The sequence below is a fragment of the Nostoc sp. XA010 genome, from assembly GCF_020829625.1.
Classification (GTDB): domain Bacteria; phylum Cyanobacteriota; class Cyanobacteriia; order Cyanobacteriales; family Nostocaceae; genus Nostoc.
This window is the reverse complement of the sequence record NZ_JAIVFX010000029.1, coordinates 11590-24440: the sequence shown is the minus strand read 5'-3', so window position 1 is coordinate 24440 and position 12851 is coordinate 11590. Positions and strand designations below refer to the sequence as shown.

The following is a 12851-nucleotide window of genomic DNA, read 5'->3' as shown; positions in this document are numbered from 1 at the left end:
AGTCTAATGGGATAGACAAATATAATAGTTTCACGCCTAATGTTTTAAACCAAGTGGTGTAAATTTTCTGTTAATTATTGTTTGTAGCACTGCTGTAAATCAGGTATGTCAATTGGTTTTCTCAGACAAGCCCTCAACGCCCTGCAAAAGCAGTCGCGCTCTCGTACTTCCTATCGGGTTAACCAGTGGTTCAAATGGTTATCCCCTGGACTATCGGTAAAACGTTGGTTGTTGATCAGTATTGGGGGTGTACTGCTGGCGAGTTTGGGGTTAGCTATCTGGATTAAGCTCACCCCAATTTTTTGGACGATTGAGTTGTTTAGGGGTTTCCTGGGAGTAATCACCAACATTTTACCCAACTATGTTAGTGGGCCTTTGGTGCTGCTTGGCGGCTTGCTGTTAGTGCTTTGGGGGCAAACTCGCACTGTAGGCTCAATTACTAAGGTACTAAGAGCAGAAGGCGGAGAGGAACTCATTGATGTCTTACTGGCTCATCATCGATTGTACCGAGGCCCAAAAATAGTGGTAATTGGTGGTGGTACGGGACTTTCTACGTTATTGAGGGGATTAAAAACCTACAGCGCTAATATTACTGCTATTGTCACTGTTGCCGATGATGGTGGATCTTCTGGGCGGTTGCGTCAAGAATTTGGAGTGTTACCACCAGGGGATATTCGCAATTGTTTAGCTGCACTAGCAGATGAAGAAAAGTTATTAACAGAATTGTTTCAATACCGTTTTCGGGCTGGAGATGGGTTAACGGGTCACAGTTTTGGTAATTTGTTTTTAACGGCAATGAGTGATATTACTGGAGATTTAGAACAAGCCGTTGCAGCCAGTTCTAAAGTGCTAGCGGTACGAGGACAAGTACTACCAGCAACTCTCAGTGATGTTCGCCTCTGGGCAGAATTAGCCGATGGTCGCCGCATTGATGGGGAGTCTAGCATTCCCAAAGCTGGCGGTAAAATTGTCAAAATTGGCTGCATTCCAGCTAATCCTCCAGCAGTACCAGCAGCTATTAAGGCACTTAAAGAAGCTGATTACATTATTATTGGACCAGGTAGCCTTTATACAAGCCTGATTCCTAATTTATTAGTACCAGAAATTGCCGATGCGATCGCTCAAACAGATGCCCCCCGTATTTATATCTGCAATATAATGACTCAACCAGGAGAAACTGAAGGCTATACTGTTGCAGATCACATCAGAGCAATTGATGCTGCTTGTGGAGAAAGGCGGCTATTTGATGCTGTACTAATCCACAAAAAATCCCCGTCGGAGCAATCACTCATCCGCTACGCCGAACAAAACTCCCATCCGGTTTTCCTAGATAGAGAAGCCATAACTCAGCTAGGACGAAGGATTGTTCTAGCTAATGTTTTGTATGAAGATGAAACGGGTGTTATCCGTCACAATCCGCAGAAACTAGCACAAGTATTGTTGCGGTGGTACGGTAAAGGTCAGCCCCTTAGGGGAATTCAAAATTCAAAATGACGCTCTCTACGTTCGCGCAGCGTGTCGCAGACAGACGCTGCGCGTAGCTTGCTTCTCCGTAGGAGTACGCGGACTCGCTAACAAAATTCAAAATGAAGGAAAATGAAATTAGTCATTAGTCTAAACAAAGGACTAATGACTAATGACTAATGACTAATTATGAAAATTTTTCTTGCAGATACAGAAGCGACCCTACGCTTAGGTATTACTCTCGGTGAATCTCTAACTCCTGGCAGTGTAATTTTACTAGAAGGTGATTTAGGTGCTGGTAAAACTACCCTCGTTCAAGGTATTGGCAAGGGTTTGGGAATCGCTGAACCTATTGTCAGTCCCACTTTCACCCTGATTAATGAGTATACGGAAGGACGCCTGCCCCTTTATCACCTAGATTTATATCGCCTAGAACCACAAGAAGTTGCAGCCCTGAATTTAGAAAGTTACTGGGAAGGTGTTGAAGTCATACCAGGAATTGTGGCAGTTGAATGGGCAGAACGATTGCCCTACAAGCCAGATAGTTATTTAAGTGTGAGCTTGACTTATGGGAATGAGGGTACTCGTCAAGTCGAACTCATCCCATTCAATTGTGCCATTAGCGAAGTTGTTGCCGCGATTTCAGCTTATCTCCCGACTTAAGTACGAGAAATGTCACTTTCTTGAGAATATGCAATACGAGAAAATTTTTGCAAACAGTCGAGGGAGAATTCCACACTCCTTCTATCTGCCACTACCACGCTCACCGCTGTAAATCACTAACATTGTTATCTCAACCCAAAATAAATTAAAAATTTTGTAACAGCAGCTTTATTGCTGCAATAATCGTGTAAAAAACTGATTTAGATGGTCTATTAATGAAGAAAATGTAAACTGTTGTTGGGTTAAATGAGAGTTTTCACAGAACTTAGTCAGCTTGGTTTTACCCGATTGGTTCTCTACTGTCATTAAAAGAACAAATCGGGATTATTTAGCAGCCAAAGCTAGTAGAGACAAGTTAAACAACATCAAGCAAGTTCTGTAGAAGTTGTCTAACTTTTCCTTATCCTCAATATACCCGAACTAAAGTCATAATATATACACATAAATACTGAACTTTCAAATATTTGAAAATTAATTTAAATAGCAATAAATTATTCTATGCACATCTGTAATTAATACTGATATCAAAATAAATTAAATAAATAAAATATCTAGTATTTATACATAAATATCGTAGAAATACTAGTACCGCAAGGCGGAAGTCACGCATTCGAAAGTCAAAAGTATTATGGAATCAGCTTGTTTACTTTTATCCAAATGCAAGAATACCTAAGTTTCTTTTTACGTAGACGCATTCGCGGAGCGTCTCGTAGAGAAGAGCCTTGCCGCAGGCTACCGCCAACGCGTAGTGTCTCGTTAGAGAAGGACGCCAAACGGCGAAAAAAGAATAAATAGGTAATCTGATCGCCAGAAGGAAGTAGTTATTGAAGTTTTGACTTGAAACACTTATAAATAAATTCAGGGTTTCAAGTTGCAATCTCTGATACAGCGACTAGTCAATACCTTTGGGTTAAAAGGGTAAAGGGAAAAAATAAGGATTGTCGTCTTTTAGTTTTAACCAAACGGCATTGATCTAGTCTTAACTTGGAATAGATGAGAATCTTGCCAGTTCAAGTATGGCTTTGATGCCTAATTATTTGTCTACTACATAAGCTTAAATAAATATTTCCTATAAGAAAGTTAAAGCTTGACCCCGCACTTTTGTATCTACCTGACCTTTGTCATAAACTACTTCACCACCGACAATGGTGGTTGTAGCCCAGCCGGTGAGGTTCCAGCCTTCAAAAGGACTCCAACGGCATTTAGTTAACAGTTCTTCGCGCCGGACTGGACGGTATGTGTTTAAATCTACAAGCACTAAATCGGCATCATAACCAGGTGCGATCGCTCCTTTATTGGGAATACCATAAGCCACAGCTACATTTTTTGACATCCAGTTAACAACTTGGGCAACAGTACACTTTCCCTCCATCGCCGCAGTTAACATCAAAGCTAGAGAAGTTTCCACCCCAGGCATTCCCGAAGGACTGTTGGGGTATTCTTGAGCTTTTTCTTCTAAGGTGTGCGGCGCGTGATCTGTAGCAATGAAATCAATCACGCCATCGCGCAAAGCTTGCCAGAGAACTTCGTTATCATGGGGCGATCGCAAAGGTGGATTCATCTGTGCTAAAGTACCAATCTTCTCGTAAGCACTGGTATTCAACAACAAATGCTGTGGTGTAACTTCTGCTGTTACCCAACTAGGTTTCTCCTGACGCAGCAAATCTGCTTCTTCAGCAGTTGACATGTGCAGAATATGCAAACGACGTTGATATTTTTGAGAAAGTTTTAATGCCAGTTGGGTTGCTAGCATTGCCGCTTGATTATCTTGAATTTGCGAGTGAACGCCTGGATCGTGGATATTAGCAAATTCTTGGCGGCGTTGGTTAATTCTAGCTTGGTCTTCGGCATGAACGGCAATCAAGCGAGCCTGCTTCGCAGGAGCTTCGCTAACGCCTTTAGCAAATATCGCAGAAAGTGCTGTTTCGCCATCAACCAACAACTGACCATGCATCGACCCCATGAAAATCTTAATTCCCGGTGTTGGCTTTGCTAAGAGCAAATCTGGTAGATTCTCTGCTGTTGCCCCAATAAAAAAGCCATAATTAACCAAGGACTTTTGTGAGGCACGTTGTAGCTTGTCGTCTAAAGCCTGCTGTGTCGTTGTCAGGGGGCGCGTATTGGGCATTTCTAAAAAAGAAGTGACTCCCCCTTTAGCACAGGCGCAACTGGCGGTGAATAAATCTTCCTTGTGTTCTAGTCCAGGTTCTCGGAAATGCATCTGCGGATCAATGACTCCTGGCAACAAAGTTAATCCTTCTGCGTCAATTTCAGTGGCTAATGCCGTTTGAGATATTTCTGGTGCAACTTCGACTATTTGGCGATCGCGGGTCAATACATCCCCAATCATCAGTTCACCATTGGGTAGAATTATGCGAGCGCGACGAATCAGTAAAATTTGTGGAGATGACGTAGGGTTAATTTTGTTCAGACTGGGAGTCATGTATTACAGAGAATTATGCTTTTAGGTTAAACTTATTCGCGATCGGAGTAACCAATTTTTGCCGGGCGTTAAAAAAAAGTTTATTTTTAATTTATGAAGAACCCCGTCAATCAATTTTGGATTTTAGGTCGCACCAAAGGTGCGCTTCCAGCGCAACTTGGATTTTGGATTAGACCGTAGCCTAGAAAGAATACGGTTTGGGTATTTTACATTGGTTTCGTCCACTAGAGGCGAGTCATGATGCAAAACAAACACCCTAATCCAAAATCTAAAATCCCCAATCTAAAATTGGTAGTCAAGATGGGAGCATGACTAGGAAATTAAAATTTTCCCGTTAAGATTAACAGATAAAGTGTCACTAGGCGAGTTAATTACCTACATCTTTCCTTCCGTTAAGTAATTTCATGCAAAATAAAGTGTCTGATAACAACTCTAGTCAACAACCCGATAATTCTTGGATCGCAGAGCTAGGTAGAACAATTGTATTGAGCATTGTTTTAGCTCTGGGAATTCGTACCTTTGTTGCTGAAGCACGCTGGATTCCTTCTGGATCGATGGAACCGACTCTGCATGGTACGCCAAACCAGTGGGAGGCAGATAAAATCATTGTCGATAAGTTGAAGTATAAATTTGCTGACCCGCAACGGGGAGATATTGTAGTATTTTCGCCTACAAAAGAGCTACAAAAAGAACAATACCAAGATGCTTTCATTAAACGTGTAATTGGCTTACCTGGAGAAAAAGTACAACTTAAGGATGGCAAAGTCTATATCAATAACAAACCCCTCCCAGAAGTCAATTACCTTAGTTCTGGTCAGACTACAGTTATTGATGTTTGCCAATCAGGGCCACAGCCACCTTTTTTGGCGAAACCCCAGACTATACCAACTGATTCATATTTAGTACTAGGTGATAATCGTAACAATAGTTACGATGGTCGTTGCTGGGGTGTCGTCCCCCGCGAGAATATTATTGGACGGGCTGTAGTTCGCTTCTGGCCTCTAAATCATGTTGGAGGAATAGATAAATCGCCAATATATCCATAATTAACAATATTATTATTGACGCTCCCCTGGTTGAACAAGTAACGCGAGTGCTTATTTGTTCGGAAAACCAGGGGAGTCATTAATCATTGGTCATTAGTCATTGGTCATTAGTCATTGGTCATTAGTCATTGGTCATTAGTCATTGGTCATTAGTCATTAGTCATTAATCAAGAGTTAGAAATTCTTCCCCTGCCCCCTGCCCCCTGCCCCCTGCCCCCTGCCTCTCAATGCTATGATGCCTTACCTAGCCAAGATTTTACTGTATCCGGTTAAGTCACTGGATGGTGTTGAAGTTGAAAACGCTAGAGTTCTTGCCAGTGGCGCACTACAGCATGACCGCGAGTTTGCCATTTTTGACGAACAGGATAGATTTGTTAATGGCAAACGTCATGCTAAAATCAATGTATTAAGAGCGCAATTTGCACTCTTAAATAGAACTATCTCGTTGCACATCCCAGGCGGCGACTCACAACAAATTTTTCATTTGGATGAGGAACGGCCAGCATTAGAAGCAACTATGAGTGATTTTTTTGAGTTTGCTGTCACATTAAGGCAAAATTCTCTGATGGGTTTTCCTGACGATACATACTCACCTGGACCAACGGTAATTAGTACAGCAACATTGGCAGAAGTAGCTTCTTGGTTTCCCGGTTTAAGTGTAGATGAAATACGCCGTCGGATGCGTGCCAACATCGAGATTGATGGTGTACCAGCATTTTGGGAAGATCGGCTATTTAGTGAACAAGGTGATTTAGTCTCCTTTCGAGTGGGAGATGTAGATTTTTTTGGGGTTAATCCATGTCAGCGTTGTATAGTCCCAACACGCGATTCTTATTTAGGAAAAGCTTACCCAAACTTTCAAAAAATCTTTGCAACCCAGCGACAAGCAACTCTACCAAATTGGGTTGCTTCATCGCCTTTTAATCACTTTTACAGATTGAGTGTCAATACCCAATTAGCTCCATCGTCAGCCGGAAAAATTTTACAAATCGGCGATGAGGTTGACATATTTCCACAATAAAATTAACATTTATTTAAAATAAAAAATATTTAGTAAATTTTTTTAGGTTTTTTTATTTTTACTCTGTATTTATATGAAAATTTTAAAATTGTTGTACTTAATTTTTATATAAGTCCAAGGGTTTTCAGTCCAGAAAATTAAGACATCAGCAATTAAAAATTAAATTTTGGATTGGGTACTAATGACGACCTGAATTTTACAATGGCATACTGTAGCTTATCGGTTAAATTTCATTTCATCCGAGAAAATCGGATAAAACTGAGTTAATTCAGGTGCAATATCTACGACGGGTTATTGACGCTCGTTCGCTCACTGTGCCGCAGGCAAGACTCGCTATCGGCGTTGCTAAGTCTGAAAATTAGACCTTGGAGGAATTTAGCTAGTCAAAAAAGTAGAAGAAAAAAGTTTTGTAGTTTTTTATACTCTACATTTAAAAAGATGTCATAGTAAATGCATAATAAGCCGTAATTATCCTGATGTTAAATGTAGCTGATATGGCAAAAATACCCCTAATATGCTGGGGAAGAATAAACAACAATGTTATCCAAAGTTCAGCCCATCAAATCTATTAATCGCTTAGTTGGCAAACTTTATGCCAATATGCCCCTGAGGTATGTTCTAATTGTGCCCTTTATATTGCAAATTTGTGGCGCGGTGGGACTTGTGGGCTATCTTTCGTATCAAAACGGTCAAAAAGCGGTAACGGAGCTTGCTACTCAATTAGAAAATGAAATCTGCGATCGCATTGAACAGCATCTTGATAGCTATTTAACAACCCCGAAGCAAATTAATCAAATCAACTTAGATGCGATTGAGCTAGGTTTGCTCAATCTTTCGGATTTTCAAACCACCGGCAATTACTTTTGGAAACAAATGCAGGTTTTCAATGTTGGCTATAACAGCTTTGCCAATTCCAAAGGTGAATTTATCGGTGTTGAACGTTTAGATAATGGCAAGGTCTTAATTAATGAAGTTAGCGAAAAGCATGGCCTCGGCAAACTTTATGTTTACCCTACAGACAACCAAGGAAATCGCCGCCATTTACAGGAAGTTAAAAATTACGATCCTCGCCTAGAAGCTTGGTATACAGATCCAGTCAAATCAGGTAAACGAGTTTGGAGTCAAATTTATCAATGGGAAGATAAACCAGAAATTATATCCATATCTTCCAGCTATCCTGTTTACGATAAAAATCGCAAATTTGTTGGGGTGATTAGTGTTGATTTGCTTTTATCACAAATCGGCAATTTTTTAACCACTTCAAAGATTAATGATTCGGGTAAAACTTTTATTTTAGAGCGTTCTGGGTTAATAGTGGCTTCTTCGACTAGCGAGCCACCATATACCATTATTAATGGTAAAGGAAAACGTCTATCAGCATTAGATAGTCAAAATTCTTTAATTAGACTCACAACACAGTCTTTGATCAAACGCTTTGGCAGTCTTAAGTTTGTTGGAGAGAAGCAACAGCTAAGTTTTACCGCCGATGGAATGCGTTATTTTGTGCAGGTAAAAAACTGGAGGGATGAACTAGGTTTAGATTGGCTAATAGTAGCGGTGATTCCCGAAGGCGAATTTATGAAGCAAATTAACGCTAACACCCACATCACTATTTTGCTGTGCATAATTGCTTTTTTAGTCGCTACAAGAATTGGGATTTTGACTAGTCGCTGGGTAATTAAGCCGATTTTAGAATTAAATACATCAGCGAAGAAAATTGCTAAAGGTGAATGGGAGCAAATACCAGAAATTCAGCGTTCTGATGAACTGGGAGAACTAGCCAAGTCATTTGAAACTATGGCAAAGCAACTCCAAGTATCGTTCAATACTTTAGAAGCAAAGAATGCTCAGATGCAAGTCTTAAATGAGGCGCTATCTCAGAGTCAGAGTCGGCTAACTCAATTTTTAGAAGCTATGCCAATAGGTGTATTTATTATAGATGCTGAAGGTGAACCTTATTATACAAATAAAATTGGGCAGCAAATTCTTGGTCAAGGAGCGATCGCAAAAGTTAGCAGCGAAAAATTGTCAGAGGTATATCAAGCTTACCTTGCTGGGACAGATCAACTTTACCCCAGCGATCGCCTGCCGATATTGAGAGCATTGCTTGGGGAAAGCGCCAGGATCGATGATATGGAAATTCGCCATTTTGACAAGAGTATTCCCATTGAAGTTTTGGGAAAGCCAATTTATGATGAATCAGAAAATCTTGCTTTTGCGATCGCTACATTTTTTGATATTACCCAACGCAAACAAGCAGAAAACTTATTAGCAGAATACAATCGCACCTTAGAGACTCAAGTAAAAAAACGTACTGAACAGTTCCAGCAAGCTATCGAGCAACTGCAAATCACCCAACAAGAACTAATTCAATCGCAAAAAATTGCCGCACAAGAACAACAAGCAGCCATTCGTGAAGCGGCGCGAAGCACCGCCGCTAACCTCGCCAAAAGCGAATTCCTTGCTAATATGAGCCACGAACTGCGTACCCCACTCAATGCCATTCTCGGTTTTAGCCAAGTCATGAGCCGAGATTATTCCCTGTCTGGCGAACATCAAGAAAATTTAGCAATTATTAATCGGGCTGGCGAACATCTACTCAACTTAATTAACGACATTCTAGAAATGTCCAAAATCGAAGCTGGCAGAATCACATTAAATAGCAGCAGCTTTGACTTAATTCATGTATTGAATAAGTTAGAAAAGATGCAACACGCAGGTGCTGCATCTAAAAATTTAGAACTAGTGTTTGAATATGCACAAAACATTCCTAAATACATAGAAACGGACGAAATTAAACTGTGTCAAGTCTTGCTTAACCTCTTGGGGAATGCCATTAAATTTACTAATAGTGGGAGGGTGACACTAAGGGTGAGACTAGGGGCTGGGGGCTGGGAAACTGGCGAGCAAGGGGAGATGAGGGAGCAAATTCTTCATCCCCCTCATCTCTTGTTCGAGATACAAGATACTGGCTGCGGTATTGCCCCACAAGAAATGGACTTGTTGTTTGAAGCTTTTGAGCAAACCGAAATCGGCAGAAAATCCCAACAAGGGACGGGACTGGGTTTGGCGATTAGCCGGAAATACGTGCAACTGATGGGAGGAGATATCACTGTCAACAGTATACCGGGTGTCGGTAGTAGATTTGTCTTTAATATTGAGATTGCTCTAGCTTGCCCCAGAGAAATCCCAATAAACCAAATTAAATACCAAATTCTAGCTTTAGCACCGACTGAGAAAGCATACCGCATCTTAGTAGTTGACGACTCCAAAGAAAGCCGATTGTTGCTAGTTAAAATTCTTACATCTGTTGGCTTTGAAGTCAGAGAAGCTACAGATGGTAGTGAAGCAGTTGCTAATTGGGAATCTTGGCAACCACACTTAATTTTTATGGATATGCGAATGCCAGTCATGGACGGTTACGAAGCCACAAGAATAATTAAAGGTAAACAAAGAGAGTATGGGGTAGTCAATGGATTACGGAGGTTCCCAAACTCGGAACAGCTGCTTTCATCGGGGAGCCAGTACCTTGCAGGAGGATTCCCCGATTCCGGCGAGTCCGAACTCAAAGTTGTACCCCTATTCAAAAGCCAGCTAGGCGCAGCGTCTCCCACCCTAGAAGCAACTGGTGTCATGGAAAATGATGCAAATGATGCGTCCACAAAGCGATCGCCAACAGCCCTGGCTCCCCCTTCGGACTTATCTGGGGCAGAGCAGAGTTACTCCAATACACACACGATCGTTATTGCCCTAACTGCTAGCGCCTTTGAAGAAGAACGCCAGAAAATTTTATCTATTGGCTGTGATGATTTTATTCGCAAGCCATTCAGACAAGAAGTATTATTGGAAAAACTGAGCCAACATTTGGGTGTAAAGTATACCAACCAAGTAGAAACCACAAACACAACAGTTGTCGATCAACCTACACAGATATTTATCAGTGTTACCGAACTCCTGAGCCGTTTATCACAAATGTCACCTGAGTGGCTTCAACAGATTTACTATGCCGCAGCTAGCTGTAGCGATGAAATGATTTTAGAGTTACTCAAGCAAATTCCATCAGATAATAGTCAAGTTTTTAATGTTATCAGGGATTTAGCGAATAACTACCAGTTTGAGAAAATCATGGAATTGACTAAAACAAACGTAGAATGAATTACGAGCATTTAGACCCTAATAAAAAAGATATTTTGATCGTTGATGATATGGCGGATAACCTCCGGGTTTTATCCTCCATATTGACAAGGGAAGGGTATAACGTTCGTAAAGCCTTGAATTGGCAAATGGCACTGACAGCAACTCAAACAGTATTACCGGATTTGATTCTACTTGATATTATGATGCCAGAAGTAGATGGCTATGAAGTTTGTCAGACCTTAAAAGCTTGTGAGCTAACAGCCGATATTCCGGTGATTTTTATTAGCGCTTTAGATGATGTTTTTGACAAAGTGAAAGCCTTTAAGGTTGGTGGTGTAGACTACATCACCAAACCTTTTGAGTTCCAAGAAGTTTTAGTGCGCGTGCAAAATCAACTGGCATTGAGGTCAGCGCGATTAGAAATATTGAAGCTAAATGTTGAATTGGAAGATCGAGTAAAACAGCGAACTGGGGAGCTAGAAAAAACTCTGCAAAAGCTCCAAGGAGAAATCAATTCTCGCCAGAAATTGCAAAGTCAACTGCTAGACATGGCGCTGCATGATTCCCTAACTGGATTACCAAACCGAGTTTTGTTTATTAGGCGACTAAAAAATGCTTTAAATCGAGCCAAGGAACAATCTAGTTATCAGTTTGCAATCCTTTTTTTGGACTGCGATCGCTTCAAAGTTATCAATGATTCCCTTGGACATCTAGTGGGAGATGAATTGCTGATAGCGATCGCTTACCGCCTGCAAGCATGTCTGATACCTACTCATACTCTAGCACGATTGGGCGGTGACGAATTTGGAATTCTCCTAGAAAATATCACAGATATCAATATGGCAATTCAAGTTGCCGAACAGATTCTGCAACAGCTATCACTCGCTTTTAAGCTGTCCAGATATGAAGTATTCATGAATGCCAGTATTGGGATTAGTTGGGGTAATAAAGATTACGAACACCCAGAGTATTTGCTGCGGGATGCTGATACAGCAATGTATCGGGCTAAGGCTCAAGGAAGAGCCAAATATCACGTTTTCAATCCAGCAATGCATCAAGAAGCTATTCACCTTTTAGAGTTAGAAAATGATCTGCGAAGGGCTGTTGAAAGACAAGAATTCCTCGTTTACTATCAGCCAATTGTTTCCCTAGTTACAGGCAGAATTTCTGGATTTGAAGCCTTGGTACGCTGGCAACATCCGATTCGCGGTCTGGTTTCTCCCATAGAATTTATTCCTGTGGCAGAAGAAACAGGTTTGATTAATGCCATCAATACTTGGGTATTACAGTCAGCTTGTCATCAACTGAGCATCTGGCAACATTATCCAGTGACACCAGAACCTCTAACTATGAGTGTCAATTTGAGCGCACGGTTATTTTTACAGCCTAATTTAGTAGAACAAATTGACCGAATAATTTATGAAAATAAAATAAATCCTGCATACTTAGAATTAGAAATTACAGAAAGTGTAATTATGGAAAATACTAATGCAATTGAAATAATTCTTCAACAACTAAAGCAGCGCAAAATCAAGTTGATTATGGATGATTTTGGTACAGGATATTCCTCTTTGAGTTACCTACACAATTTTCCTTTTAATGCCCTCAAAATTGATAAATCTTTCGTTAAACGTATGCAGGAAAATAAAGAGAATATGGGACTAGTACCAGCAATGATTGGTATTGCCAACTCAATGGGGATGAGTGCGATCGCTGAAGGTGTCGAAACACAAGAACAGCTAGCCCAATTGAGAAGTTTAAATTGTAATTTTGCTCAAGGATATCTATTTTCTAAACCCATAGAACAACAATTGGTTATTAAATTACTTGCCGTATCACCTCAATGGTAGCTATCAAATAACACCTATAAAAATTTAATTCTTGACGCTCGGCTAGATAATATACTGCTGTAAGCACGCTATCAAATTCGCAAAGTTCCTAATTGACTAATACAATCCTATTTGAGTTGTGAAAATTATCGTAGAGGCGTAGCACGGTTGCCGCAGGCTAACGCCAACGAATTATTTAGGAGTACTATAGCTGTGGTAGCCTGTAAAACTCTCAATCACTGTGGAAT

At 40.7% G+C, this 12851-nt stretch carries 7 protein-coding genes; 6 read left to right on the top strand and 1 reads right to left on the bottom strand.

All coding sequences use genetic code 11. From position 1 onward, the window contains the following. The first annotated feature begins 105 nt into the window (after positions 1-105). Both yvcK and tsaE read left to right on the top strand, forming a co-directional pair. Entirely contained in the window at positions 106-1494 is a 1389-nt protein-coding gene (gene yvcK, locus LC608_RS27965; RefSeq protein ID WP_229556688.1) for a gluconeogenesis factor YvcK family protein, read from the top strand. A 159-nt stretch (positions 1495-1653) separates the two neighbouring features. Then, positions 1654-2127 carry a tRNA (adenosine(37)-N6)-threonylcarbamoyltransferase complex ATPase subunit type 1 TsaE gene (gene tsaE, locus LC608_RS27960; RefSeq protein ID WP_229556687.1) on the top strand — a complete coding sequence of 158 codons (474 nt, stop codon included), beginning with the start codon at positions 1654-1656 and terminating at the stop codon, positions 2125-2127. A gap of 1069 nt (positions 2128-3196) precedes the next feature. Here the strand turns inward: tsaE and LC608_RS27955 are convergent. After that, complete coding sequence (locus LC608_RS27955) at positions 3197-4570, bottom strand: dihydroorotase (protein WP_229556686.1); 1374 nt, start codon at positions 4568-4570, stop codon at positions 3197-3199. Positions 4571-4974: 404 nt separating this feature from the next. Here LC608_RS27955 and lepB point away from each other — a divergent pair, with 404 nt between their 5' ends. From lepB to LC608_RS27935, 4 genes are all read left to right on the top strand, one after another. After that, on the top strand, positions 4975-5616 hold the full coding sequence (gene lepB, locus LC608_RS27950; RefSeq protein WP_229556685.1) for a signal peptidase I: 642 nt from the start codon (positions 4975-4977) through the stop codon (positions 5614-5616). A 235-nt stretch (positions 5617-5851) separates the two neighbouring features. Then, on the top strand, positions 5852-6637 hold the full coding sequence (locus tag LC608_RS27945; protein ID WP_229556731.1) for an MOSC domain-containing protein: 786 nt from the start codon (positions 5852-5854) through the stop codon (positions 6635-6637). A gap of 537 nt (positions 6638-7174) precedes the next feature. Then, positions 7175-10792 carry an ATP-binding protein gene (locus LC608_RS27940; RefSeq protein WP_229556684.1) on the top strand — a complete coding sequence of 1206 codons (3618 nt, stop codon included), beginning with the start codon at positions 7175-7177 and terminating at the stop codon, positions 10790-10792. Beyond that, the gene (locus LC608_RS27935) at positions 10789-12624 is read left to right on the top strand and encodes a GGDEF domain-containing response regulator (RefSeq protein ID WP_229556683.1); all 1836 of its coding nucleotides are present in this window, start codon (positions 10789-10791) and stop codon (positions 12622-12624) included. Before LC608_RS27940 ends, LC608_RS27935 begins: the two co-directional genes overlap by 4 nt. Positions 12625-12851: the final 227 nt, after the last annotated feature.

Bases quoted from the DNA above. Each gene is read 5' to 3' on its own strand.
- yvcK (WP_229556688.1), top strand. From the start codon at position 106: ATGTCAATTGGTTTTCTCAGACAAGCCCTCAACGCCCTGCAAAAGCAG.
- tsaE (WP_229556687.1), top strand. From the start codon at position 1,654: ATGAAAATTTTTCTTGCAGATACAGAAGCGACCCTACGCTTAGGTATT.
- LC608_RS27955 (WP_229556686.1), bottom strand. From the start codon at position 4,570: ATGACTCCCAGTCTGAACAAAATTAACCCTACGTCATCTCCACAAATT.
- lepB (WP_229556685.1), top strand. From the start codon at position 4,975: ATGCAAAATAAAGTGTCTGATAACAACTCTAGTCAACAACCCGATAAT.
- LC608_RS27945 (WP_229556731.1), top strand. From the start codon at position 5,852: ATGCCTTACCTAGCCAAGATTTTACTGTATCCGGTTAAGTCACTGGAT.
- LC608_RS27940 (WP_229556684.1), top strand. From the start codon at position 7,175: ATGTTATCCAAAGTTCAGCCCATCAAATCTATTAATCGCTTAGTTGGC.
- LC608_RS27935 (WP_229556683.1), top strand. From the start codon at position 10,789: ATGAATTACGAGCATTTAGACCCTAATAAAAAAGATATTTTGATCGTT.